Source organism: Ancylobacter lacus (assembly GCF_018390635.1).
Taxonomy (GTDB): domain Bacteria; phylum Pseudomonadota; class Alphaproteobacteria; order Rhizobiales; family Xanthobacteraceae; genus Ancylobacter; species Ancylobacter lacus.
The window spans coordinates 145,444-170,680 of sequence record NZ_JAHBGE010000057.1; the positions used below are offsets into that span (position 1 = coordinate 145,444).

Here is a 25,237-nt window from a genome sequence, read left to right on the forward strand (position 1 = left end):
CTGCCGCCAAGATCTGCCGCCAAGATCTGCCGCCAAGATCTGCCGCCAAGATCTGCCGCCAAGATCTGCCCCAGCCGAGGAGCCGCCCCATGACCGGACCCACCACCATCGCGCGCGACGCCGCCGCCCCGCTGCTGGCCCCGGACCTGCCGCTGTGGAACCCGGAGGTCGACGACGTGCTGGTGGTGCGGGCGATCCGGCAGGAGACGCACGACGTGCGCAGCTTCGTGCTGGCGCCGCGCGCGCCCGCCCGCTTCAGCTATCGCCCCGGCCAGTTCATCACGCTGGAGGTGGAGATCGGCGGCGAGGCGGTGAACCGCTGCTACACCATCGCCTCCGCCCCCACCCGGCCGCACACCCTCACCATCACGGTGAAGCGGGTGCCCGGCGGGCCGGTGTCGAATTTCCTGCACGACACGCTCAAGGTGGGCTCCACCCTGCGGGCGGTGGGGCCGATGGGCGACTTCACCTGCTTCGGCGAGGGCGCCGCCCCGGCCGGCCCGGCGAAGTACCTGTTCCTCTCCGGCGGCAGCGGCATCACCCCGCTGATGTCGATGGCCCGCAGCTTCCACGATCTCGGCGAGCCGCGCGACATCGTGTTCGTGCACGCCGCGCGCTCGCCCGCCGACATCATCTTCCGCACCGAGCTGGAGCTGATGGCGCGCAACCAGCCCGGCCTGTTCCGCCTCGCCCCGGTCTGCGAGGGCGACAGCGCCGGCGAGCCCTGGGCCGGGCTGCGCGGCCGGCTCTCGCTGCCCATGCTGAAGCTGATCGCGCCGGATTTTCTGGAGCGCGAGGTCTTCGTCTGCGGTCCCTCGCCCTTCATGGCGGCGGTGCGGGCGCTGCTGAAGGAAGCCGGCTTCGACATGGCCCGCCACCATGAGGAAAGCTTCAATTTCGAGGAACTCGCCGCCGCCGAGCCGGAGGTCGCCGCCGAGGTGAGCGCCGCCGAGGCGAAGATCGACGGCGAGGCGGCGGTGGAGGCGGTCGTCGCCGCGGCGCAGGCCGTGGTGGCGGCGGCCGAGGCCGCTCCGGCGCCGGTCTATCAGGTGACGTTCACCAAATCCGGCAAGACCATCGAGGTGCCGGGCGACCGGTTCGTGCTCGACATCGCCCGCCGCGCCGGCATCCGGCTGCCCTCCTCCTGCTCGAAGGGGCTGTGCGGCACCTGCAAGTCGAAGATCACCTCCGGCACGGTGGAGATGAAGCACCAGGGCGGCATCCGCCAGCGCGAGATCGACGCCGGCATGGCGCTGCTGTGCTGTTCCAAGCCGACCAGCGACCTCGTCGTCGACCGCTGACCGCCGCCAGGGCTGGAATTCGGCCCTGCGTTCGGGCCGGCGGCCACCGCCGGCCGTGGGGCGGGACGGCGCGCGGCCGGCCCGACAGGCGCCTCGCCGTGGAGCGGGAGGCGCGCAGGCAGGGCCGGGGGGCCTACTGGCCGACCGGAATCACCTGCTGCACCGCCTGCTTCATCTTGCCGAGCGCCTCATTGGTGTCGCTCACCGTCTTGTCGAACACCTGCTGCACCGTGGGCAGACCGAACAGGCCCTGTTCGGCCGGCTTGGCCGGCTCCGGCGCCGCCGGGGTGAGGTCGACCGGCGGCAGCGGCTCCGCCGACGCGACCGGAACCGGGGCCGCGACCGGCGCGGCGGCCACGCGCGGCGCGGCGGCCGGGCTGGGAGCGAGCGGCGCCGCCGCCGGACGCTCGACCGGCACGGTGCTGGCGGTGACGCTGAGCCGGCGGGGCTTGGCCGGCGGCAGCGGCGCGGTCTCGGCGATGGCAGCCGGCTCGCTGGACATGGTGGCGGCAACGGCATGGGCGGGCGCGGCGACGGCGTGCACCGCCGGGGCGGTCGAGGCCGCCGGCACGGCGGCGGGCGCGCCCTCCGCCAGCGGCGCGGCGGGCGGCAGCGCGGCGAGGCGGTCGCCCTTCTGCGCGAGGCCGAACTCGCCTTCCACCTCCGGCGCGATCAGCCGCGAGGCGTCCTTGGGCGCCTCGGCCGGCGCGGTGTCGCGGGTCAACGCATAGGTGCCTCCGACCAGCGCCACGCAGAACGCGACCTGAAGCCCGATTTCCGCGAGCTTGCGCGACGACAGATGGAACGGGGCGGCCAGGGTGACGGACATGTTGTATCTCCCCTTGAGGAGCCTCTATTCACGGCAGCGGGCGCGGCGAATGTTAGGCAGCATTCGTGCCGCGCCATGACACTCTGCGGGCATTTACGTACCCCCGTCCATCACGATGCCTCGACCGGAGACGCCGATGGCCCAGGAGCACGACCTTTCCGCCCTCCGCCGCATCGGCTTCCTCACCCTGCCCAACCATTCGATGATCGCCTGCGCCAACGCGCTGGAGGCGCTGCGCATGGCGAACTACGTCGCCGAGGCGCCGCTCTATGGCTGGTGCGTGACCACGCTGGACGGCGCCCCCGCCGTCGCCAGCAACGGCCTCACCCTCAGCCCCACGGTGGCGCTGGCGGAAGCCGGGCCGCTCGACCTGCTGCTGGTCTGCGGCGGCATCGACGTGCGCCACGCGGTGACGCCGGGGCTGGAGGACGCGCTGCGGCGGCTGGCCCGGCGCGGCACCGCGCTCGGCGCGCTGTGCACCGGCAGCTTCGTGCTGGCCGATGCCGGGCTGCTGGATTTCCACCGCTGCGCCATCCACTGGCAGAACCTCTCCGCCATCCGCGAGGAATTCCCCCACATCGACTTCGTCGCCGACGCCTGGGTGATCGACCGCGACCGCCTCACCTGCACCGGCGGGGTGGCGCCGCTGGAGATGATGCTGGCGCTGATCGAGGCGCGGGGCGGGCGCGGCCTCGCCGACAAGGTGTCGGAGCAGTTCATCCTCGACCGCGGCGCCCCGTCCGAGCCGCGCCCCGGCGCCCGCGCCATGCGCCCGGCCCGGCCCCGCCGCGCCTTGCCCGACCCGACGCTCGCCCGCGCGGTGAAGCTGATGCAGGGCGCGGTGGACGCCGCCGCCGGCGCCGGCCCGCCCGGTGTCGCCGCCATCGCGGCGCGGCTCGACGTCTCGGTGCGCCAGCTCGAACGGCTGTTCCGCCGCCACCTCGCCACCACCCCGGCGGCCTACCAGATGACGCTGCGGCTGGAACGGGCGCGCGAATTGCTGCGGCTCTCGCCGCTCTCGGTCACCGATGTCGGGGTAGCCTGCGGCTTCCAGTCGGCGGCGCATTTCTCCACCGCCTATGCCCGGCATTTCGGCCGCCCGCCGCGGGAGGACCGCTCCGGCACCTGAACGGCGCGGCGGAAGCCGGGCTGCGCCAGATCAAGCCGCAGGGCTGGCATGCGGCGTACAGTTCGCGCTTGCACCCGGCGCCCCATCGGCGCGACACTTTGCTCCACGTCGACCCGCCGGGCAGCCGGCCGGCGCACCGGACGCCCGCCGCGCGGGACCGGCCGCGCCGCATAAAGAACGCCGCGCCTGACCATGAATGCCCCTCACCGCCACCTCGAGACGCGCAATCTCGCCGCGCGCTACTCGGACCTGTCGGCCGACATGCTCGGCGCCGCGCGCACCCCGCTGGCCGACGCCCGGCTCGGCCTCGTCATGACCTTCGTCGCCGGGGCGACCAATGCCGGCGGCCTGCTGGCGGTGGGGCAGTACACCTCGCACATGTCGGGCATCGTCTCGGGCATGGCGGACAATCTGGTGGTCGGGGCCTCGGGGCTGGTGATCGCCGGCTTCGGCGCGCTGCTGCCCTTCCTGGCCGGCGCCGCGACCTCGGCGGTGATGGTGAACTGGGCCCGGCTCCACCGCGCCGGGCAGGAATACGCCCTGCCGCTGACGCTGGAGGCGCTGCTGCTGCTGGCCTTCGGCGTGCTCGGCGGCCACGCCCGGACCTCGGTCTTCGTCTTCGTGCCGGCGGTGGCGGTGCTGTGCTTCATCATGGGGCTGCAGAACGCCACCGTGACCAAACTCTCCGGCGCCAAGATCCGCACCACCCACATGACCGGCATCGTCACCGACCTCGGCATCGAGCTGGGCAAGCTGTTCTATGTGAACCGGCTGCGCCGCCGCAACGGCGCGACGGAAGTCCTCGCCGACCGCGACAAGCTGAAGCTGCTCACCTGCTTCCTGCTGGCCTTCTTCAGCGGCGGGGTGATCGGCGCGCTCGGCTTCCACTATGTCGGCTTCGTGTTTTCCGTGCCGCTGGCGCTCATCGTGCTGGCGCTGGCGGTGCCGGCGCTGCTGCGCCTGCACTGGAGCTGAGCGCCGGTCGCAAAGCTACCGGCGCGATGGCGGAATTATTCTGTCTCCAGAGTGCCCCCGCCCCTATCGTGCCGCGAAGTTTCCGGCATGGTTGCCCGAGGAGCGCGTTTCCCCGCCATGATCGCCAATGCCGACGCCCTGCTGAAGCCCCTGACCATCAAGGGCCTGACCATCCGCAACCGCGTGATGTCGACCTCCCATGCCCCCGGCTACGGCAAGGACGGCAAGCCGCAGGAGCGCTACCAGCTCTACCACGCCGAGAAGGCCAAGGGCGGCATCGGGCTCACCATGTTCGGCGGCTCCTCCTCGGTGGCGATCGACAGCCCGGCCGCGCCCTGGGCGCAGATCTCGGTCGCCGACGACAGCGTGATCCCGCATTTCCAGCGCTTCGCCGAGCGGGTCCACGCCCACGGCGCCAAGCTGATGATCCAGCTCACCCATATGGGCCGGCGCACCAAGTGGGACACCGAGAACTGGTTTCCCACCATCTCCGCCTCGCCGCGGCGCGAGCCGGCCTCGCGCACCATCCCCCGCGAGATGGACCGCAACGACATCCGCCGCGTAGTGAAGAGCTTCGCCGACGCGGTGCGCCGCTGCAAGGAAGGCGGGCTCGACGGCTGCGAGGTCTCCGCCGCCCATGGCCACCTCATCGACCAGTTCTGGTCGCCCTCGGTGAACCAGCGCGGCGACGAATATGGCGGCAGCCTGGAAAACCGCATGCGCTTCGGCCGCGAGGTGCTGGAGGCGATGCGCGAGGCGGCGGGGCCGGACTACGTCATCGGCATGCGCATGTCCGGCGACGAGATGATCGCCGACGGCCTCAGCCATGAGGACTGCGTCGCCATCGCCGCCGACTATGTGAAGGCCGGGCTGGTCGATTTCCTCAACGTGCTGGGCGGCCAGGCCCGCGACCACATCTCCCACGCCATCTCGCTGCCGAACATGTCGTTCCCGGTGGCGCCCTTCCTGTTCCTGCCCAGCGCGATCAAGCGCGAGGTGGACGTGCCGATCTTCCACGCCCAGCGCGTGACCGACCTCGCCACCGGCGCCCGCGCCGTCGCCGAGGGCCATGTCGACATGATCGCCATGACCCGCGCCCACATCGCCGACCCCCACCTCGTCAACAAGCTGATCGAGGGGCGCGACGACGACATCCGCCAGTGCGTCGGCGCCGGCTACTGCATCGACCGCATCTATGTCGGCGGCGACGCGCTGTGCATCCAGAACGGCGCCACCGGGCGCGAGGCCTTCATGCCCCACGTCATCCCGCCCGCGCCGGTGAAGCGCAAGGCGGTGGTGGTCGGCGCCGGCCCCGGCGGCCTCGAGGCCGCCCGCGTGCTGGCCGAGCGCGGCCATGCCGTGGTGCTGTTCGAGAAGGCCGACAAGGTCGGCGGCCAGATCAACATCGCGGCGAAGGCGACCTGGCGCGAGGCGCTCTCCGGCATTCCGCGCTGGCTGCACGCGCAGGTGCTGAAGAAGGGCGTGGACCTGCGCCTCGGCACCGAGGCGACCGCCGAGTCCATCCTCGCCGAGGCGCCGGACGTCGTGATCCTCGCCACCGGCGGCGCGCCCATCAAGGGCTACGCCAAGGGCGCCGAGCATGTCGTCACCACCTGGGACGTGCTCACCGGCGCGGTGGAGCCCACCGGCACCGTGCTGCTCTATGACGAGATCGGCGGCCACAACGCCGCCTCCACCGCCGAGGTGCTGGCCAAGCGCGGCTGCCTCGTCGAGATGGCGACCCACGACCGCATGATCGCGGAAGAGGTCGGCACCACCAACCAGCCGGTCCATCTGCGCGAGCTCTACAAGCTCGGCGTGGTGATGAGCCCGAACATGGAGCTGATCGAGGTCTACCCGGAAGGCAACCGGCTGATCGCGGCGCTGCGCAACACCATGACCGAGGCCGAGGAGGAGCGGGTCGTCGACCGGGTCGTCGCCGATTACGGCGTGCTGCCGGTGGACGGGCTGTTCCGCGACCTCAGGGCACGCTCCGCCAATGACGGCGAGACCGACCTCGACGCCCTCGTCGCCGGCACGCCGCAGCCCGCGCTCGGCAAAGGCGGCTTCGCCCTGTTCCGCATCGGCGACGCCTGGAGCGGGCGCAACATCCACGCGGCGATCTACGACGCGCTGCGCCTGTGCAAGGATATCTGAGACCCTGCCGGCCCTTCGCGGCCGGCGGCGTCCCTGAACGGCCGCGTCCCTGAACGGCCCCCGCTTCGGCCGGCGCCCGCCGGGCGCGGCCAGAACCCCCGGAAGCGCGCCGCCGCCATGATGCACCCGCCATGACCGACACCACCCTCTCCCTCGCTCTGGTGCTCTACGCCCTCGCCGGCTTCGCCGGCGTGGCGGCGTTCCGGCGGGCGCGGGCGTGGCGGGCCGGCCAGCCGGCGCGGGTGGACTGGGTGGCCGGGCTGCGCGCCCTGCCGAGGCGCTATCTGGTGGATGTGCACCATGTGGTGGGGCGCGATCCCTTCACCGCGCGGATGCACGCCCTCACCGCCGGCGGGCTGCTGGCGGGCTCGCTGCTCGTCCTGCTGTCGCCGCTGCCGGGGCTCGGTGGCTCCCGCCTGTTCTGGGGGGTGGTGGCGCTGCTGTTCGCCGCCATGCTGGCGGGCGGGGCGATGGTGCGCCGCCGCCGCGTGCCGGTGACGCCGCCGCGCCTCTCCCGCGGGCGCTTCGCCTTCCTGCCGCTGCTGCTCATCGGCTATGCCGCCGGCGCCCTGCTGGTGGCGCTGGACGGCGCCAGCGGCGGCTGGCTGTGGCCGCTCGGCTGGCTCGGGCTGTGGCTCGCCGCCGCCGCCGGCCTCGGGCTGGTGAACCAGATCGAGCGCGGGCCGATGCGCCATGTGGTGGCGGGCGCCCTGCACCTCGCCGCCCACCCCCGGCCCGGCCGGTTCGAGGGGCGGCGCGAGACCGCGCTGGCGCCGCTTGACCTCGACGCCCCCCGCCTCGGCACGGAAACCCCGGCCGACTTCGCCTGGAACCGGCTGCTCGGCTTCGACGCCTGCATCCAGTGCGGGCGCTGCGAGGTGGCCTGCCCGGCCTTCGCCGCCGGCCAGCCGCTGAACCCGAAGAAGCTGATCCAGGACCTGGTCGCCACGCTGGAGCCCGGCGGCAGCAACGCCGCCTATGCCGGCAGCCCCTACCCCCACGCCCGCCCGGTCGCCGGGCGGGGCGGGCCGGACCAGCCGATCATCGGCCGCGAGGCGATGATCCACCCCGATACGCTGTGGTCCTGCACCACCTGCCGGGCCTGCGTCGAGGAATGCCCGATGATGATCGAGCATGTCGACGCCATCGTGTCGCTGCGCCGGCACCAGACGCTGGAGCTCGGCGCGGTGCCGGAGAAGGCCGCCCCGGCGCTGGCCGAGCTGCGCTATGCCGACGACGCGCAGGGCCGCCCGCTCGCCGCCCGCACCGATTTCGCCGCCGGCACCCCGCTGCCCCTCATCGCCGCCCGCGGCGAGGCCGAGATCCTGCTCTGGCTCGGCGAGGGCGCCTATGACATGCGCCACGGCCGCAGCCTGCGCGCTTTGCTGAAGCTGCTGCATCTGGCGAAGGTCGATGTCGCGGTGCTGGGCCCTGAGGAGCGCGACTGCGGCGACCTCGCCCGCCGGCTCGGCGACGAAGCTACCTTCCAGCGGCTGGCGCGGGAGAATGTCGCGACGCTCGCCCGCTACCGCTTCGCCCGCATCCTCACCGCCGACCCCCACGCGCTGCACGTGCTGCGCAACGAATACCCCGCCTTTGGCGGCCATTACGAGGTGGTGCACCACACCGCCTTCCTCGACGAGCTGGTGGCGGCGGGCCGCCTCGCCCCCGGCGCGCTGGCGCTGGCGGGCGTGACCTATCACGACCCCTGCTATCTCGGCCGCTACAATGGCGAGGTCGACGCCCCCCGCCGCCTGCTGGACCGGCTGGGGCTCGATCGGGTGGAGATGGCCCGCCACGGCCGCCGCTCCATGTGCTGCGGCGGCGGCGGCGGGGCGCCGCTGAGCGACGTTGAGGGCGAGACCCGGATTCCCGACCTGCGCATGGAACAGGCAAAGGCGACCGGCGCCGGCATCGTCGCCGTGGCCTGCCCGCAATGCACCGCCATGCTGGAAGGCGTCACCGGCGACCGGCCGGAGGTGCGCGACATCGCCGAGCTGGTGCTGATGGCGGTGGAAGCCGCCCCCGCCCGGCCCACCCGCCAGCCGGAGCCCGTGGCATGAGCCGGACCCGCCGCGACCCCCGCACCGAACGCGCCCTGCATCTCGTCGCCGGCACCGCCCGCCCCCGGCTCGACCGCGCGGCCGCCCCGGCCGCGGCGAGCCCCACCGGCCGGCCCCGGCGCGACCCCCGCGCCGAGGTGGACTCCGCCCTCGTCCCCGGCCCGGCCCGGCGACGGCTGGACCGCACGCTCCGCCAGACCGGCCTCACCGGCCAGACTGGACACATCGTCCACCTCATCGAACCGGAAATCGCACTCACCGCACCGCCGCGGATCGTGGTGGTGGAGGAGCCCGCCTTCCTCGTCGCGGCGGTTCCCGACGCCCCCGGCGGGCGACTCACTGCCCATGACCGGCAGGTCCTGGGTGCCGCCCGGCTGCTGGCGGAGGGCGGCGGCGCGGTGGTGGCGCTGCCCGGCGGGCCGGTGGAGGAGCTGGGGGGCGCCGGCGCGGATCGCAGTCAAGTCCTTGCCGGTGAAAGCGAATTCGACCCCGAGGGCCGCGCCGCCGCGCTGGCCGCGGCGCTGCGCCGGCTGAAGGTGCGGCACGCGGTCTTCCCCGAGACCGCCGAGGGCGGCGACCTCGCCCGCCGCGTCGCCGCGGCTCTGGGCGAACCGCTGTTCGCCGCCGCCGAAAGCCTCACCGCCCGCGCCGTGACCCGCGCCGCCCGCGGCCGCCGGGTGGAGCAGCGCGCCACCCCCCCGCGTCTCGTCAGCCTCACCGCCGACGCCGTGGCTGCCTATGCCGGCGCACCGCGAGAAGCCCGTGAAATCAACGCGTTAGGTGAGGTCGCGGCGGTGCCCCGGGCCATCGTTTCCGCGCGCGTGGTGCCGGCCGACCCCGCCACGGTGCCGCTGTCGGAGGCGGAATTCGTGGTGTCGGCGGGCAACGGCATCACCGATTTCGAGCGGTTCCGCGCCCTGGTGGCGGCACTGCGGGCCACCCCCGGCGCAAGCCGCGTGGTCTGCGATGCCGGGCTGATGCCGCGTGCGGCGCAGGTCGGCGCCTCCGGCACGGTGCTGGACGCGACCTGCTATTTCGCCCTCGGCATCGCCGGCGCACCCCAGCATTTGCAAGGGGTTGCGCGGTGCGAGCATGTGGTGGCGGTCAACACCGACCTTCACGCCGCGATGATCGAGCGGGCCGGCCTCGCCATCGTCGCCGACGCGCAGGAGGTCATGCCGGCGCTGCTGGCGGCGCTGCAAGCTGAGGAGACGCGGGAATGAAGATCACCGTCCTGCTCTCCGCCGGCCGCCACCCCGTTTCCGCCCGCCCCTGCCCCCCCGCGGTCGAGCTGCAGGCGCTGCGGCTGGCCTCCGGCCTGGCCGCCGACATCACCGGGCTGCACGCAGGGCCTTCCGCGGACGGCGTCGCCGATGCCCTGGGCCACGGGCTCTCGACGCTCAACCTATTGACAATAAAGGGCGATTCCGACCCGCTTGTCAGCCTTGCCGCCACGCTGAAGGCCACCACGCCGGACCTCATCCTGGCCGGCCGGCAGGCGCAGGGCGGCGAGGACAGCGGGCTGCTGCCCTATGCCCTCGCCCGCGAGTTGGGGCTGCCGATCCTCGCCGATGTTGTGCGGATCGATGCCGGGGGCGAGGGCCTCCTCGCCGTCGAACAGGTCCTGCCGCGCGGCGCCCGGCGCCGGGTGGTGCTGCGGCTGCCCGCGCTCCTCACCGTGCACCCCGCCGCCCCGGCCCCGCTGCCCTTCACCTTCGCCGCCGCGCGGAGAGGGAAAATCACGCAATTGCAGGGGGTTGACAGTCAGCCCCCGTCGGCCGCGCCGGAAGAGCGGCCCTATCGGAAGCGGCCGAAGCTCATCGCAAAAAGCGCCGCCGGCGCCTCCGCCGCCGACCGGCTGAAGGCCGCCACCGAAGCGGCGGCCGGCGGCGGCCGGCTTCTGGTGAACCCCGCGCCCGCCGAGGCCGCGCGGGAAATCATCACGCATTTGCGCGAAATCGGCGTCCTGCGCCGTTGAATCCTCGATAAAATCAACAAACGCGGCCGAAAGCGGGCGGCTTCAGCCGCCCGTCGGCTCAGCGCTGCGCCACCCGCCCGCTTTCCGCCGGCAGGTACGGCGCGTTCGACGCCGCCAGCAACGGCCGGCCGAGGATATGATCGGAGGCCTTCTCCGCCAGCATGATGGTGGGGGCGTTGAGGTTTCCCGTCGTCACCGACGGCATGATCGAGGAATCCACCACCCGCAGCCGTTCCACCCCGATCACCCGCGCCTGCGGGTCCACCACCGCCATGGGGTCGGCAGGGTCCCCCATCTTGCAGCTGCAGGAGGGGTGATAGGCGCTCTCGGCCTTCTCGGCGACGAAGCGGTCAATCGCCTCGTCGCTGGTGACGTCCGCCCCCGGCTGGATTTCCCGGCCGCGATAGGGATCGAACGCCTTCTGCGCGAAGATCTCCCGCGTCAGCCGCACGCAGGCCCGCATCTCGATGCGGTCGTCCTCGTGGCTCATATAATTGAAGAAAACTCGAGGCTTATCGCGGAAATCCGCCGAGCGCAGCTTCACCCAGCCCCGGCTCTTGGTCCGCATCGGGCCGACATGAGCCTGGAAACCGTGCTCGGACGCCAGCCCCTGCCCGTCATAGGTCACCGCCAGCGGCAGGAAATGGTACTGGATATCGGGATACGGCACGTCCGGCCGCGAGCGGATGAAACCGCAGGTCTCGAAGTGGTTGGTCGCGCCCAGCCCGTCCTTGCGCAGCAGCCAGCGCAGCCCGATCTGGCCACGGGCGAAGAGGCCCATCGAGGAATAGAGCGTGATCGGCTGGGTGCAGGCCTGCTGGAAGTAGAATTCGAGGTGATCCTGCAGGTTTTCGCCGACGCCGGGCCGGTTCGCCACGACATCGATGCCGAAATCGCGCAGTTCGGCCGCCGGGCCGATGCCGGAAAGCTTCAGCAGCTGTGGCGAGGCGATGGGCCCGCTGGAGACGATCACCTCCCGCACCGCACGCACCTCGACGGTGCGGCCACCCTGCTCATAGGCGACGCCCACCGCCCGATGGCCCTCCATGAGGATGCGGCGGGCCCTCGCATGGGTCTCCACCTTCAGGTTCGGCCGGTTCAGCGCGGGCTTGAGATAGGCATTGGCGGTGGACCAGCGCACGCCGTCCTTCACCGTCATGTCCATGCGGCCAAAGCCCTCCTGGGCAAAGCCGTTGACGTCGTCGGTGAGGGGATAGCCGGCCTGCCGCGCCGCCTCGACGAAGGCGTGGTAGAGCGGATTCTTCAGCGCGCCATAGGTGGTCTTGAGCGGGCCGTCGGCGCCGCGATAGGCATCGCCCCCGTCGCGCCGGCCCTCGGCGCGGCGGAAATAGGGCAACACGTCCTTGTAGGCCCAGCCCTGCGCGCCCTGCGCCTGCCAGCCGTCGAAATCGAGCGGATTGCCGCGGATATAGACCAGCCCGTTGATCGAGGACGAGCCGCCCAGCACCTTGCCGCGCGGGCAGTGCATGCGCCGGCCGGCAAGGCCCGGTTCCGGTTCGGTCTCGTACATCCAGTTGTACTTCTCCATGTTCATCGGAATGGAGAGCGCACTCGGCATCTGGATGAAGATGGAGCGGTCGGAGCCGCCGAATTCCAGCAGCAGCACGCGGTTGCGGCCGTCCTCGGTCAGCCGGTTCGCCAGCACGCAGCCCGCGGAGCCTGCCCCGACGATGATGTAATCGAACTCGCCCGACATGACGCTCATGTCCCGCTCCCTCAGTACGGCGCCTCGACGCGGCCGAGATTGACGTAGACGCTCTTGAGCTGCGTGTAGTGCTCGATCGCCGCCCTGCCATTCTCGCGGCCGAGGCCGGACTGCTTGACCCCGCCGAAGGGCAGCTCGATCGGTGTGAGGTTGTAGGCATTGATCCAGCAGGTGCCGGCCTCCAGCCGCGCAATCACCCGGTGGGCGCGGGCGAGGTCACGGGTGAAGACGCCGGCGGCGAGGCCGAAGGGCGTGTCGTTGGCCCGCTCGACCACCTCGTCCTCTTCCCGGAAGGACAGCACCGTCATAACCGGGCCGAAGATCTCCTCGCGGACGATGCTCATGGCGTCGCTGCAGCCGTCGAACACGGTGGGAGCGACAAAAGCACCGCGGCCAAGCGCGCCGGAGGTGACGCGCTCACCCCCGACCAGCACCTTCGCCCCCTCGGCGCGCCCCTTGGCGATGTAGCCGAGGACCTTGTCCATATGGCCCTGCGAAATCAGGGCTCCCACATGGGTGTCCGGGTCGAGCGGGTCGCCAACCCTCATCTTCGCCACCCGGGCGACGAGCTTCTCGAGGAACGCCGCCCGCACCCCCTCCTGAACGAAGACGCGGGTACCGTTCGAGCAGACCTCGCCGGCCGAATAGAAATTGCCCAGCAGCGCGCCGGAAACGGCATCGTCGAGATCGGCGTCATCGAACACGATCAGCGGCGATTTCCCGCCAAGTTCGAGGGTCACGTATTTCAGCGTGGTGGCGGCATCCGCCATCACCTTCTTGCCGGTGCCGACCTCCCCGGTCAGCGACACCTTGGCGATCGCAGGGTGACGGGTGAGGAGCCGCCCGGTATCAGCGAAGCCCTGCACGACGTTGAACACACCGTCCGGCAGGCCGGCCTCGGTGAAAATCTCCGCCAGCTTCAGCGCCGTCAGCGGCGTCAATTCGGCGGGTTTGAAGATCATGGCATTGCCGCAGGCGAGCGCGGGCGCGCTTTTCCAGCAGGCGATCTGAAGCGGGTAGTTCCACGCACCGATGCCGGCGACGATGCCAAGCGGCTCACGCCGGGTGTAGCCGAAGGCGCTGGAGCCGAGATCGATGTGCTCGCCGGAGATCGTGGCGGCCACGCCGGCGAAATAGTCGAGACAATCGGCCCCCGACAGAACGTCGACCGCAATGGTCTCCTGGATCGGCTTGCCGGTGTCGAGCGTTTCCAGCCGCGCCAGCTCCTCATTGCGCGCTCGCAGCAGGTCCGCCGCCTTCTTGAGCACACGGCCGCGCTCGGCGCCCGTCATGGCGGCCCAGAGCTTCTGGCCGGCGCGCGCGGCGGCGACCGCAGCCTCGACCTCGGGCTCGCCCGCCAGTTCGATGCGGGCCAGAACCTCGCCCGTCGCGGGGTTGACGGTCTCGAAACTCTCCGCCGCGGCGGACTCGACATAGCGGCCGCCGATATGGTTGCGGTGGAGCACAGGCGTATTCGACATGAGAGGGCGTCCAGGTGCGGGATGGGCGGGCAAAAGGGCGATCTGCCCGTCGACAAAGGCAGTGGCGATGGCACGCGCGGTGATCGCGTCGGTTTCGCCGGTGGCGGAAAGGGTCGAGCGCAGCCAGAGGCCGTCGATGACGGCGGCGATCGCGATGGCGAGGCGGCGGGCCTCGGCGGGCCCCACGATCGGCCGGAGATCGTGGGTGAGGTTCGAGAGCATGCGCGACTGGTAGACCTTCTGGACCCGGCGCAGCCGCTCCGAATGCAGAACCTGACCCCAGAAGGCCAGCCACACGCTGCAGGAGCGCTGGTCGAACTCCTCCGGCGCCAGATTGGCGTCGATCACCGCCTGCACCCGCGCGCGCGGCGAGCCGGCAGCGGCGAGCCTGATGGCGGCGCCCCGCCCGATGCGACGGGCGAGATGGCGCAGCGTCGACTCCAGCAGGCCATCCTTGTCGCCGAAGTAGTGGGCGACGAGACCTGGCGAGACACCGGCGCGCCGCGCGATCTGCGCGAGGGTGGACGCGTTGAAGCCGACTTCGGCCAGCGAATCGATGGTCGCCTCGATGAGCTGGCGACGGCGCACATCCTCCGGCTCGCGGCGGCGGACCTCGTCCTCGCGCTGGGCCGTGCGCCGGGCCTCCGCCATGGACGGCATCCATCACCTCGCGTCGCAGGAGCAATTGAACGAGCAAATAATACACAAAGCCTGCCGCTCGGAAAGCCCCCGCGCACAGCGCGCCAACGACGCGCTGTTCGTGGTCGACCTTATGCCGCGATGCCGCACAAACACGCAAAAACACTGAGGTTGTGAATGAAAAATGCGCGTGACAAACGCGCGGTTCCGTTTTTGAATAGCCATTCAAAAGAGCCCTTCAAGGGCCGGGTTGCTGCCAGCCCGACGACCGATCAGGATGGTGTCGGTGGCAGCAGGGAACAGTGTCACTGAACGATGCCGATGACCGCCGGACCGGGAGTGCGGGACGCGTCCGTCCCGCCTCGTCCGTCGGCCCACCGGCGAGAGCGCTCTTGAACGGGAACAGCGAACGATGCGCAGCTTGAAATTTCTCGCGACCGCGGCCCTCGGCGCGGTGATCCTCACCGCCCCCTTCCTCCGCGACGCTGCTTTCCAGTCGGCGCAGGCCGCTGAGCCCGCCGCCTGCAAGACGGTGAAATTCGCCGATGTCGGCTGGACCGACATCACCGCCACCTCCGCCATCTCGTCGGCCATTCTCGAGGGCCTCGGCTACACCACCAAGACCCAGGTCCTGTCGGTGCCGGTGACCTACAAGTCGATGCAGACCAAGGACATCGATGTCTTCCTCGGCAACTGGATGCCGACCATGGAAGCCGATCTGAAGCCCTATCGCGACGACAAGAGCGTGGAAGTGATCGGCGCCAACCTTGAAGGCGCCAAGTACACGCTGGCGGTGCCGACCTATCTCTATGACAAGGGCCTGAAGTCCTTCGCCGACATCGCCAAGTTCAAGACCGAGCTCGGCGGCAAGATCTATGGCATCGAGCCGGGTAATGACGGCAACCGGCTGATCCTCGACATGATCAAGGACGACAAGTTCGGGCTCAAGGGCTTCGACCTCGTCGAATCCAGCGAGCAGGGCATGCTCGCCCAGGTCGAGCGCGCCTCCAAGCGCAAGGAGGCCATCGTGTTCCTCGGGTGGGCTCCCCACCCTATGAACAGCAAGTACAAGATCACCTATCTCGAAGGCGGCGACGACGTCTTCGGCCCGAACTATGGCGGCGCCACCGTCTACACCAACACCCGCGCCGGCTACACCACCGAGTGCCCCAATGTCGGGCAGTTCATCAAGAACCTGAAGTTCTCCATCGACGATGAGAACGTGGTGATGGGCTACATCCTGTTCGACGGCATGGAGGCCCCGAAGGCTGCCGAGAAGTGGCTGAAGGACAACCCGAAGACCTGGGAAGCCTGGCTGAACGGCGTCACCACCATCGACGGCCAGCCGGCCATCCCGGCGGTTCGCAAGAGCCTGAAGCTCTGATCGCGCGTACCTTGGCGCCCTCTCCCGCTGAGAGAGGGCGCCGGCCTGCACCCGACCTTACGCTGGCGATGGGGAACGCCCGATGTATGACTGGATCACCGCGCACAAGATCCCGCTGGGCTTGTGGCTCAAGAACTTCGTCGATCTGCTGACCGAGCACGGCCAGGCCTTCTTCGATTTCGTCTCGCTCGTGCTCGGCAACCTCATCACCGGCCTGACCGCGGCGCTCCTCTTCGTGCCGCCGCTGCTGCTGATCGGGTTCTTCGCGGTCGCGGCGTGGTTCGTCCACCGCTCCGTGGGGCTGGTGGTCTTCATCGTCGGGGCGCTGCTGCTCGTCACCAATCTCGGCTACTGGCAGGCGACAATCGAGACTCTGTCGCTGGTCCTGTGTGCGACGCTGGTCTGCGTGGTCATCGGGGTACCGATCGGCATTGCTGCCGCGCACCGGCCCTGGCTCTACACCGCCATCCGGCCGATCCTCGACCTGATGCAGACCATCCCGACCTTCGTCTATCTCATTCCGACGCTGGTTCTTTTTGGTCTGGGCGCGGTGCCGGGCCTGATCTCCACCGTCATCTTCTCGATTCCGGCGCCGATCCGCCTGACCCATCTCGGCATCTCCTCGGTTCCACCGAATCTTTATGAGGCCGGCAAGGCGTTCGGCGCGACCAAGCGGCAATTGCTCTTCAAGGTCGAGCTGCCCTATGCGCTGCCGACCATCATGGCGGGCATCACCCAGTGCATCATGCTGAGCCTCTCCATGGTCGTCATCGCCGCCCTGGTCGGCGCCGACGGGCTGGGCAAGCCGGTGGTGCGGGCACTGAACTCCGTCAACATTGCGATGGGCTTCGAGGCGGGCCTCGCCATCGTGGTGCTCGCCATCGTGCTCGACCGCGTCTGCAAGCGGCCCGAGCGGCCCTCCAAGAAGAGCTGAGGGGCAGCCATGTCCGCCGTCGAATTCCGCAACATCGACATCGTCTTCGGCTCCCAGCAGAAGCGCGCCCTCGCCCTTATCGACGAGGGCCGGACCCGCGACCAGATTCTCGCCGAAACCGGGGCTGTGCTGGGCGCCGCTGGCGTGAGCCTCAAGATCGAGCGCGGCGAGATCTGCGTTCTCATGGGTCTGTCGGGCTCGGGCAAATCCACCATCCTGCGCGCCATCAACCGGCTGAACGAGGTGGCGCGCGGCGAGGTGATCGTCGAGCATCGGGGCAAGGCCATCGACGTCGCCCATTGCGACGAGGAGACCCTGCGCGACATCCGCATGCACACGGTTTCCATGGTGTTCCAGCAGTTCGGCCTGCTGCCCTGGCGCACGGTGCGCGACAATGTCGGCTTCGGCCTGGAGCTGCGCGGCACCCCGCTCGCCGAACGCAACCGGATCGTGGACGAGAAACTCGCCATGGTCGGCCTCACCAACTGGGCGGGCAAATACACCCACGAGCTTTCCGGCGGCATGCAGCAGCGCGTCGGCCTCGCCCGCGCCTTCGCCACCGACGCCGACATCCTGCTGATGGACGAGCCCTTCTCGGCGCTCGATCCGCTGATCCGCGACAAGCTGCAGGACGAACTGCTCGACCTGCAGAAGCGCATCCAAAAGACCATCGTCTTCGTCAGCCACGACCTCGACGAGGCGCTGAAGCTCGGCAACACCATCGCGATCATGGAGGGTGGGCGGATCGTCCAGGCCGGAACGGCCGAGGACATCCTGCTGCGGCCGGCCAATGCCTATGTCGCCGAATTCGTGAAGCACATGAACCCGCTCAACGTGCTGCGGGGAACCGCGGTGATGCGGCCGGCCGCCAGCCTCACCCGGGAGGGCGACAGCGTGGTGCTGGACAAGCACGGCCGTGTGCGGGTGAAGGTGGATGGAGAAAACCGCCCCATTGCGCTGGAGCTCGACGGCCGATCCGGCATCATGGCCGCCGCCGATGGCGACGCCGGGGTGATCGACGACCAGCGGGCCCAGGAAGCCGACTGCATCGTCGCACCCGTCGATCTTCGCCTGAAGGCGGCGATCGAACTGAAGAGGCATACGGATTTGCCGATCCTGCTGGTCGATAATCTCGGCCGCCTCGCCGGGCTGTGCGATGACGACGAGATCTACCGCGGCCTTCTCCGCCGGCTGGACGGCTGAATGCAGTCCTTTCGCGCCTCATGAAAAAGGGCCCGCTCGACGCCGAGCGGGCCCTTTTATATGTCGCGGGCTAGCGCCTCAGAGCGAGCGGCCACGCAGCGCGGCGGGCTCGTCATGGCTCATGGCACGGGAGAAAGGCACGAGCTGCCACAGCGCGGAGAGCCCGACCAGAATATAGACGAGGCGCGCCAAGGTCGCATCCTGGCCGCCGAAGATCGCCGCCACCAGATCGACCTGCGCAAGGCCGACGAGACCCCAATTGATGCCGCCGACAATGACGAGCAGAAGCGTGATGAGGTTGAGGGCTTTCATGAATTTGTCTCCGTATGCCGGCCCTCGACTGCCAAGGTGCGCGGTCTTACGGGACCAACTCGCCCTGTCCCCCATTGTTTGATGACGTTTACGTGTGACCAGCCAACGCCGGTGCGGGGGTGGGGCCTGCCGGCGGCGGCCGCCGGCAGCTCGCGACGCACAGCTCAGGTCACGGAACCGACCGCTTCCACCACGTCGTTCACCACCGCTTCCACCAGATCCCGATCATCGCCTTCGCCCATGACCCGGATCACTGGTTCCGTACCGGAGGGACGGATGAGAAGACGCCCGTGGCTGTTGAGCTTCGATTCGGCCGCGGCGATCGCCTTGATGACGCTGTCCTGCTCGAGCGGACGACCGCCCTTGTAGCGCACATTTTTGAGGATCTGCGGCAACGGGTCGAACCGGTGGCACACGTCCGAAACCGGCCGGCCGAGCCGCTGCACCACCGCCAGCACCTGCAATGCCGCCACGAGGCCATCGCCGGTAGTGGAATAGTCGGACAGGATGATGTGGCCCGACTGTTCGCCGCCGACATTGAAGCCGTTGGCGCGCATATGCTCCAGCACATAGCGGTCGCCAACGGGTGTGCGCGCCAGGCCAAGGCCGAGGCCGGCGAGATGGCGCTCGAGGCCGAGATTGGACATGACGGTCGCGACGATGCCTTCCCGCGACAGCCGCCCGTCGTCCTTGAAGCTCTCGGCCACCACCGCCATGAGCTGGTCGCCGTCGACGAGATGGCCTTTCTCGTCAACGATCAGCACACGATCGGCATCACCATCAAGGGCGATGCCGATATCGGCACGCACCTCCCGCACCTTGGCGGCCAGCGCCTCCGGCGCGGTCGAGCCGACCTCGCGGTTGATGTTGAAGCCGTCCGGCGCCACCCCGATGGGCACCACGTCGCAACCGAGTTCCCAAAGGGTTTCCGGCGCCACGCGGTAGGCGGCACCGTGGGCGCAGTCGATGACAACGCGGATGCCGTCGAAGGACTGGTTCCGCGGCAGGGTGCGCTTGGCAAACTCGATGTAGCGAGCGTGCACGCTCTCGATGCGCTTCGCGCGGCCGATATCCATCGGTTTGGCCAAGCGGGCCGAGAGGTCACCTTCCACCAGCGCCTCGATGTCGCTCTCGATGCCGTCCGACAGCTTGTAACCATCGGGACCGAAGAGCTTGATGCCGTTGTCGTCGAACGGATTGTGCGAGGCCGAAATCATGACGCCGATGTCGGCCCGCATCGAACGGGTGAGCATCGCGACCGCCGGGGTCGGCATCGGACCGAGCAGCAGAACATCCATGCCCACGGAGGTGAAGCCGGCAACGAGAGCGTTCTCGATCATGTAGCCGGACAGCCGGGTGTCCTTGCCGATGACAACGCGATGCCGGTGCTCACCCCGCTGGAAGACCAGCCCCGCCGCCATGCCGACCCGCAGCGCGAGCTCCGGGGTTATCACGCCGTTGGCCCGACCTCGAATACCGTCCGTGCCGAAATATCTGCGCGCCATCGCGGGTCTTTTCCATCCGATATCTGCGCCGCCTTAGTAGCGGCTTTTAAGCTCACCTGACGTCACATGTCATAAGCCGGCGTTACCGCGCGATCACTTCTCAGCCGCGCGTCCATGCAGGCCTGCTTTCCGCCAGCCGCAGCCGCGCGAGGAAACCAAGCCGCGCGCCCACCGTTGTGTGAGAGCAACAGGGGATGTCTTCTTCATGGCAAAGACCAAGGCCGCTCCACGTATATCCTCCGCCCCTATCGCGGGACACGGCGCGGTCCGGCTGCCGAGTGTGGAGGTGGACGGCTACAACGCCCAGCTTCGCGACGACGACGGCTTCGTCGGCGACCGGGCCCGCCGCGCCGCCTTCTTCGAGGGCTTCGACAAGTGGCGCACGATCGCCGCCAGCGCCGGCAAGGACCTCTTCTCCGAACCGACGACGGAAATATCCAAGCGATCCCTCGACAAGGTTTTCCTGGAAGGAAATGTGCGCGGGCAGGCGGTGATGCTGAGCGCGATCGAAGAGTTCGCGCACAATCTCGCCGCCGTCACCCGCCGGCTGCTGCGCACGAAGGAATGGCGGGACACCGAGCGGATCGCCGTCGGCGGCGGGCTACGGTCGAGCCGTTTCGCCGAAATCGCGGTGGCCCGTACCGAGCTTCTGCTGCGGGCGGCGGAAATTCCGGTTGAGCTCACGCCGATCCGCCACGACCCGGACGAGGCGGGGCTGATCGGCGCCGCCCATCTCGCCCCGAGCTGGATGTTCGCCGCCCATGACAGCCTTGTCGCGGTCGATATCGGCGGCAGCAACATCCGGGCCGGGATTGTCGAACTGAACCTGAAAAAGGCGCCGGACCTCGCCCGCGCCGCCGTCCGCAGCTCATTGCTGTGGCGGCACGCAGACGAGGAACAGGACCGGGAAACCGCGGTCGGCCGGCTGATCGACATGCTTGCCGAGCTGATCGCGGGCGCCGAAAAGGGCGAGCTGCATCTGGCCCCCTTCATTGGCATCGGCTGTCCCGGCGTCATCGAGCCGGATGGCTCCATCAGTCAAGGCGCCCAGAACCTGCCCGGCAACTGGTCGAGCCGGCGGTTCAACCTGCCGGAGGCCCTGAAGGCAGCCCTGCCGGTCATCGCCGGCGAGGAAAGCGTGGTGGTGATGCACAACGACGCCGTCGTCCAGGGGTTGAGCCAGCGGCCCTTCATGGAGGATGTCGCCCGATGGGGCGTGCTCACCATCGGCACCGGCCTCGGCAACGCCCGTTTCACCAACCGGGAGCGTGGCGGCGGCTGACATGCCGCGGAGCCTTGGCGGCAGTCCCGCGAGACGAGACACTCAAGGGGACCCAGAACAAAAAAACGCCCGCCAAAATAGGCGGGCGTTTGATTTTGTCTGGTCCAGCTCCCTGGCACGGCAAGCTCCGCATCAGGCCTGCGGCTGCGGCTCCATGCCGGTGTCCGGACGCGGGCGGTTCTTGCCCGCGCTCGGCACCACCGATCCCCGCACATTGGCCGGCTCGATGGTGGTGTCGCGGACCGGAGCGTTGCCATCGAGCAGGCCGACGATCTCGTCGCCGGAAAGCGTCTCGTATTCCAGCAGACCGCGCGCCAGCGCCTCCAGCTCATGACGGTTCTCCGTCAGGATGCGGGTCGCTTCGGCGTAGCCTTCGTCCACCAGACGGCGGACTTCGGTGTCGATGGTCTGAGCCGTCGCCTCGGACACGTTCTGCTGCCGCTGCATCGACATGCCGAGGAACACCTCGTCATTGTTCTCGCCATAGGCCACCTGACCGAGCTTGTCGGAGAAGCCCCAGCGCGTGACCATCATCCGCGCCAGGCGAGTCGCCTGCTCGATATCGGAAGCCGCGCCGGAGGTGACCTTGTCGTGGCCGAACACGAGTTCCTCGGCAACGCGGCCACCCATCATGATGGCGAGACGCGAAGTCATCTGCTCGTAGGACATGCTGAGCTTGTCCCGCTCGGGAAGCTGCATGACCATGCCGAGAGCGCGGCCGCGCGGAATGATGGTCGCCTTGTGCACCGGATCGGTGGCAGGAACCTTCAGCGCGACGATGGCGTGTCCACCTTCGTGATAGGCGGTCAACATCTTCTCGTCCTCGGTCATGACCAGCGAGCGGCGCTCCGCCCCCATCATCACCTTGTCCTTGGCGTCCTCGAACTCGCTCATCGTCACCATGCGCTTGTTGCGCCGGGCGGCCATGAGCGCGGCCTCGTTGCACAGATTGGCAAGGTCGGCGCCGGAGAAGCCGGGGGTTCCACGCGCGATTACCTTGAGGTTCACGTCTGGCGCGACCGGAATCTTGCGGGCATGAACCTTCAGGATCTGCTCACGGCCGACCACATCCGGGTTGGGGACGATGACCTGGCGGTCGAAGCGGCCGGGGCGCAGCAGCGCGGGATCGAGAACGTCGGGCCGGTTGGTCGCGGCAATGAGGATGATGCCCTCATTGGCCTCGAAGCCATCCATCTCGACCAGCAGCTGGTTGAGGGTCTGCTCGCGCTCGTCATTGCCGCCGCCGAGGCCGGCGCCACGATGCCGGCCGACCGCGTCGATCTCGTCGATGAAGATGATGCAGGGCGCGTTCTTCTTCGCCTGCTCGAACATGTCGCGGACGCGCGAGGCGCCGACGCCGACGAACATCTCGACGAAGTCCGAACCGGAAATGGTGAAGAACGGCACATTGGCCTCGCCGGCAATGGCGCGGGCCAGCAGCGTCTTGCCGGTACCGGGCGGGCCGACCAGCAGCACGCCGCGGGGAATGCGGCCGCCGAGCCGCTGGAACTTCTGCGGGTCACGCAGGAATTCCACGATCTCGGTCAGGTCGCTCTTCGCCTCGTCGATGCCGGCGACATCCTCGAAGGTGACGCGGCCATGGGCCTCTGTCAGCAGCTTGGCGCGGCTCTTTCCGAAGCCCATCGCCTTGCCGCCGGCACCCTGCATCTGGCGGGAAAGGAAAATCCACACGCCGATCAGCGCAATGAACGGCAGCCACGAGATCAGCAGGCTGACGAACCACGGCACATTGTCCTGCAGCGGCTTGGCGGTGATGGAGACACCCTTGCCATAGAGGCGCTGGACCAGAGACGGGTCGTTCGGCGCATAGGTCTGGAAGGTGCGGCCATCGCTGAACGTGCCGGAAATCTCGGGCCCCTGGATAAGCACGTCGCGGACGCGGCCCTGATCGACCTCGTTCAGCAGCTGGGAGAAGCTGATGTCGTTCGCCGCCTGACGCTGGCCCGGATTCTGGAACAGCGAGAACAATGCCAGCAGCAAGAGAACGATGATCACCCAGAGGGCAAAATTGCGGATGTTGGCGTTCATCATTATCCTTTCGGCGCCGGGCGAGCCCCGACGCGGGGGGCCTGCCGATGCCGGCGCCGCTCCCTTTCGTTCGGTAATTTAGGTCCGCACCCGCGGATTGCCAAGATGCCCCGGTTGATACGCTTGGACGCGGTTGCGCAAATCCTCGTCAAGTAGCGGGCAGCCCGGCACGACGAAGCGGGGCGGCGGCGATGACGAGCTGGTCCTTCTCCAGCCGGACCAGCGCGCCGGCGAGGGTGCGGCCCGCCGGGCCGGGATGGCCTGCATGGTCCAGAATCCAGCGCATCAGGGCCTCGAGCTTGCCCAGCTCGGCCGGCCCCTCATGGCCGAGATGCTCCACCAGCCGCGCGAGAAGGCGCAGGCCGATCTCCTCCGGAAGGGCAAGAAAGGCGGACCGGTTGAGCTTCAGCGGGCCGCCGTCGGCCCAGGGCGCGGGGCAGAGCCGCGCCACCGCCTCCTCCGTCGCCTGCTGAAGGGCAGCTTCGGCGCGGCTCATGCGCTGTGCGAAGCGGCCAAGCCCTTCCGCATCCAGTCCTTCGGCCGCGAGCGCCGGCAGAAGATGCGCCCGCAGCCGGGCGCGGGCAAAGCGATGGTCAGTATTGGACGGGTCCTCGGCCGCCTCGACCCCCGCCGCCTGGCAGGTGGCGACCAGAACCGCCTTCGGCAACGACAGGAACGGGCGCAATAGCACGAAATCGCCGATGCGGCGCTCCGCTGACATGCCTCCAAGCCCCGAGAGCCCCGAGCCCCGGAGCAGCCGAAACAGAACGGTCTCGGCCTGATCGTCGCTCGTATGCGCCGTCGCCAGTGCCCCGGCGCCGATCGCCCCCGCGTGGGCCGCGAGCAGCGCGTAGCGGGCATTGCGGGCGGCCTCCTGCAAACCCGCCGCGGGACGGTCGCCCTCCCAGTTCAGGATGGTATGGGGAATGTCGAGCCGGGCGCAGAGCGCCGCGACCGTCTCCGCCTCCTGCCGCGCCGCCCGGCGCAGGCCGTGATCGACGGTGGCCGCCGCAATCTCAGGCCCCGCCTCGCGCTCCGCCCGCCAAAGATGGGCGAGCAGCAGCAGCGCCGTGGAGTCCGGACCGCCGGAAACGGCGAGGAGCACCTTGCGGTGCCCCTCGAAGCTGCGGAACAGGGTCGGCAAATCCAGCGAGCGCGGATCGCCGGCGCCATGACGGCCGGCCCTGCGGGGCGGCGGACCTTCAGCAGCGGGCACGCTTCTGTTCCCGTTCAACGCCCTGGCGCACCGTCGCTGATGCCTTGGGATATTTGTTGCCGACCGCGTTGTAGGTCGCGCAGGCCGCGTCTTTCTCACCGATCGCCGCCAGCGACTGGCCCAGCCGCAGCAGAGCGTCCGGCGCCTTCACCGCATTGGGATAATCACTCGACACTTTGAGGAAGCTCTGCGCCGCTTCCTTGTACATCTGTCGCTGATAGTCGGCCTCGCCCATCCAGTAATAGGCGTCCGGCACGGCGCGGTCGCTGGGGTATTGCCGTATGAAGGTCTGGAAGCCCTGCGAGGCCTGGGCATAGTCCTGCCGCAGCACATAGCCATAGGCCAGATCGTAAAGGTCCTTCGGCGTGTTGGTCGGCGGCTGCGTCGCGAGGTCCTGCCCACCGGCCGCCGGAGCACCCGAGCCAAGGTCGACCGGCGCACCGACGCCATCAGCGCTGCCGGGAGCGGACGGCGGGGTCGTGCCGAGGGGCCGCGGCGCGCCGGGCGCCGTCGGCTGGGCATTCGGGTCGAACGCATCGGACCGCCGGCTACTGGTAGCGGCAGGCTGGCCGGCCCGCGCCGGGGCCGCCGCGGCGGCGGCAGGCGCGGCTCCGGCCGCCGCAGCAGCGGCTCCGGCACCACCGCCGGCGCGATAGTCCATCTCCTGCTGGGTGCGCTTGAGCTGGGCTTCGAGCTGCTGATTCTTGAACTGCAGTTCCTCGATCTGCCCGGTCATCTGCCGCATCTGGTTCTCGATGCGGTCGAGGCGCGAGCTCACGGCGTCGCTCTCGCCGGCCGGCGGCGCCTGTGAGCCCTGGCCAACCTGCCCGGGCGGCTTGAACAGATTGCCGAAGAAATCGCCGTTCTGCTGCGCCAAAGCCGAACCGGGCAGCGCGACGGCCGCGAGGCCGAATGACAGCAGGAAGGCCCGCAGGGGCATGACTCGCAGGATCATGATGTTCGGTGCTTGAGCAACATTCGCAAGGGGTCGGCCACGTCACCGACACCGAACCAGCATACCGGGCCGATCGCGACCAAAGTGTGGCCCATCAGTGCCTTGCCGCCACGCTGCCG

At 69.5% G+C, this 25,237-nt stretch carries 19 protein-coding genes; 11 read left to right on the forward strand and 8 right to left on the reverse strand.

Annotated features, from left to right (window positions below):
• The first annotated feature begins 89 nt into the window (after positions 1-89).
• Entirely contained in the window at positions 90-1,301 is a 1,212-nt protein-coding gene (locus tag KHC27_RS14530) for an FAD-binding oxidoreductase (RefSeq protein ID WP_213340094.1), read from the forward strand.
• A gap of 133 nt (positions 1,302-1,434) precedes the next feature.
• Here KHC27_RS14530 and KHC27_RS14535 read toward each other — a convergent pair whose 3' ends face one another.
• The gene (locus KHC27_RS14535) at positions 1,435-2,130 is read right to left on the reverse strand and encodes a hypothetical protein (protein WP_213340095.1); all 696 of its coding nucleotides are present in this window, start codon (positions 2,128-2,130) and stop codon (positions 1,435-1,437) included.
• Between the two features lie 136 nt (positions 2,131-2,266).
• Here KHC27_RS14535 and KHC27_RS14540 point away from each other — a divergent pair, with 136 nt between their 5' ends.
• The 6 genes from KHC27_RS14540 to KHC27_RS14565 all read left to right on the forward strand — a co-directional run bounded on the left by KHC27_RS14540 (position 2,267) and on the right by KHC27_RS14565 (position 10,432).
• Positions 2,267-3,259 (forward strand): GlxA family transcriptional regulator, encoded by a 993-nt coding sequence (locus tag KHC27_RS14540; RefSeq protein WP_213340096.1) that lies wholly within the window; start codon positions 2,267-2,269, stop codon positions 3,257-3,259.
• A 192-nt stretch (positions 3,260-3,451) separates the two neighbouring features.
• Positions 3,452-4,234, forward strand: coding sequence for a YoaK family protein (locus KHC27_RS14545; RefSeq protein WP_213340097.1), 783 nt, complete (start codon positions 3,452-3,454; stop codon positions 4,232-4,234).
• 117 nt (positions 4,235-4,351) lie between these two features.
• Entirely contained in the window at positions 4,352-6,391 is a 2,040-nt protein-coding gene (locus KHC27_RS14550; protein ID WP_213340166.1) for an NADH:flavin oxidoreductase, read from the forward strand.
• 131 nt (positions 6,392-6,522) lie between these two features.
• The gene (locus tag KHC27_RS14555; RefSeq protein WP_213340098.1) at positions 6,523-8,454 is read left to right on the forward strand and encodes a DUF3483 domain-containing protein; all 1,932 of its coding nucleotides are present in this window, start codon (positions 6,523-6,525) and stop codon (positions 8,452-8,454) included.
• Positions 8,451-9,677: an electron transfer flavoprotein subunit alpha/FixB family protein gene (locus tag KHC27_RS14560; protein ID WP_213340099.1), complete on the forward strand. Its 1,227-nt coding sequence runs from the start codon at positions 8,451-8,453 to the stop codon at positions 9,675-9,677. Before KHC27_RS14555 ends, KHC27_RS14560 begins: the two co-directional genes overlap by 4 nt.
• Positions 9,674-10,432, forward strand: a complete 759-nt coding sequence (locus KHC27_RS14565; RefSeq protein WP_213340100.1) for an adenine nucleotide alpha hydrolase family protein — start codon at positions 9,674-9,676, stop codon at positions 10,430-10,432. The genes KHC27_RS14560 and KHC27_RS14565 overlap by 4 nt, the downstream gene beginning before the upstream one ends.
• Before the next feature lie 58 nt (positions 10,433-10,490).
• On the opposite strand, the gene betA is transcribed toward KHC27_RS14565, so the two are convergent.
• Positions 10,491-12,149 carry a choline dehydrogenase gene (gene betA / locus KHC27_RS14570; RefSeq protein ID WP_213340167.1) on the reverse strand — a complete coding sequence of 553 codons (1,659 nt, stop codon included), beginning with the start codon at positions 12,147-12,149 and terminating at the stop codon, positions 10,491-10,493.
• 20 nt (positions 12,150-12,169) lie between these two features.
• The gene (betB, locus tag KHC27_RS14575) at positions 12,170-14,290 is read right to left on the reverse strand and encodes a betaine-aldehyde dehydrogenase (RefSeq protein ID WP_246519944.1); all 2,121 of its coding nucleotides are present in this window, start codon (positions 14,288-14,290) and stop codon (positions 12,170-12,172) included.
• A gap of 400 nt (positions 14,291-14,690) precedes the next feature.
• Between betB and KHC27_RS14580 the strand changes: the two genes are divergently transcribed.
• The 3 genes from KHC27_RS14580 (at position 14,691) to choV (ending at position 17,799) form a co-directional block, all read left to right on the forward strand.
• Complete coding sequence (locus KHC27_RS14580) at positions 14,691-15,662, forward strand: choline ABC transporter substrate-binding protein (protein ID WP_213340102.1); 972 nt, start codon at positions 14,691-14,693, stop codon at positions 15,660-15,662.
• Between the two features lie 82 nt (positions 15,663-15,744).
• Positions 15,745-16,596, forward strand: a complete 852-nt coding sequence (gene choW / locus KHC27_RS14585) for a choline ABC transporter permease subunit (protein ID WP_213340103.1) — start codon at positions 15,745-15,747, stop codon at positions 16,594-16,596.
• A gap of 9 nt (positions 16,597-16,605) precedes the next feature.
• The gene (gene choV, locus KHC27_RS14590) at positions 16,606-17,799 is read left to right on the forward strand and encodes a choline ABC transporter ATP-binding protein (protein WP_213340104.1); all 1,194 of its coding nucleotides are present in this window, start codon (positions 16,606-16,608) and stop codon (positions 17,797-17,799) included.
• Between the two features lie 78 nt (positions 17,800-17,877).
• On the opposite strand, the gene KHC27_RS14595 is transcribed toward choV, so the two are convergent.
• Positions 17,878-18,111 carry a DUF378 domain-containing protein gene (locus KHC27_RS14595; protein ID WP_213340105.1) on the reverse strand — a complete coding sequence of 78 codons (234 nt, stop codon included), beginning with the start codon at positions 18,109-18,111 and terminating at the stop codon, positions 17,878-17,880.
• A gap of 164 nt (positions 18,112-18,275) precedes the next feature.
• Positions 18,276-19,616 carry a phosphoglucosamine mutase gene (gene glmM, locus KHC27_RS14600; protein WP_213340106.1) on the reverse strand — a complete coding sequence of 447 codons (1,341 nt, stop codon included), beginning with the start codon at positions 19,614-19,616 and terminating at the stop codon, positions 18,276-18,278.
• A gap of 205 nt (positions 19,617-19,821) precedes the next feature.
• Here glmM and KHC27_RS14605 point away from each other — a divergent pair, with 205 nt between their 5' ends.
• Positions 19,822-20,898, forward strand: coding sequence for an ROK family protein (locus KHC27_RS14605; protein WP_213340107.1), 1,077 nt, complete (start codon positions 19,822-19,824; stop codon positions 20,896-20,898).
• Positions 20,899-21,030: 132 nt separating this feature from the next.
• Here KHC27_RS14605 and ftsH read toward each other — a convergent pair whose 3' ends face one another.
• The 3 genes from ftsH to ybgF all read right to left on the reverse strand — a co-directional run bounded on the left by ftsH (position 21,031) and on the right by ybgF (position 25,118).
• Positions 21,031-22,947 carry an ATP-dependent zinc metalloprotease FtsH gene (ftsH, locus tag KHC27_RS14610; protein ID WP_213340108.1) on the reverse strand — a complete coding sequence of 639 codons (1,917 nt, stop codon included), beginning with the start codon at positions 22,945-22,947 and terminating at the stop codon, positions 21,031-21,033.
• Positions 22,948-23,095: 148 nt separating this feature from the next.
• On the reverse strand, positions 23,096-24,163 hold the full coding sequence (gene tilS, locus KHC27_RS14615) for a tRNA lysidine(34) synthetase TilS (protein ID WP_343210914.1): 1,068 nt from the start codon (positions 24,161-24,163) through the stop codon (positions 23,096-23,098).
• Entirely contained in the window at positions 24,150-25,118 is a 969-nt protein-coding gene (gene ybgF, locus KHC27_RS14620; protein ID WP_213340109.1) for a tol-pal system protein YbgF, read from the reverse strand. The genes tilS and ybgF overlap by 14 nt, the downstream gene beginning before the upstream one ends.
• Positions 25,119-25,237 lie beyond the last annotated feature (119 nt).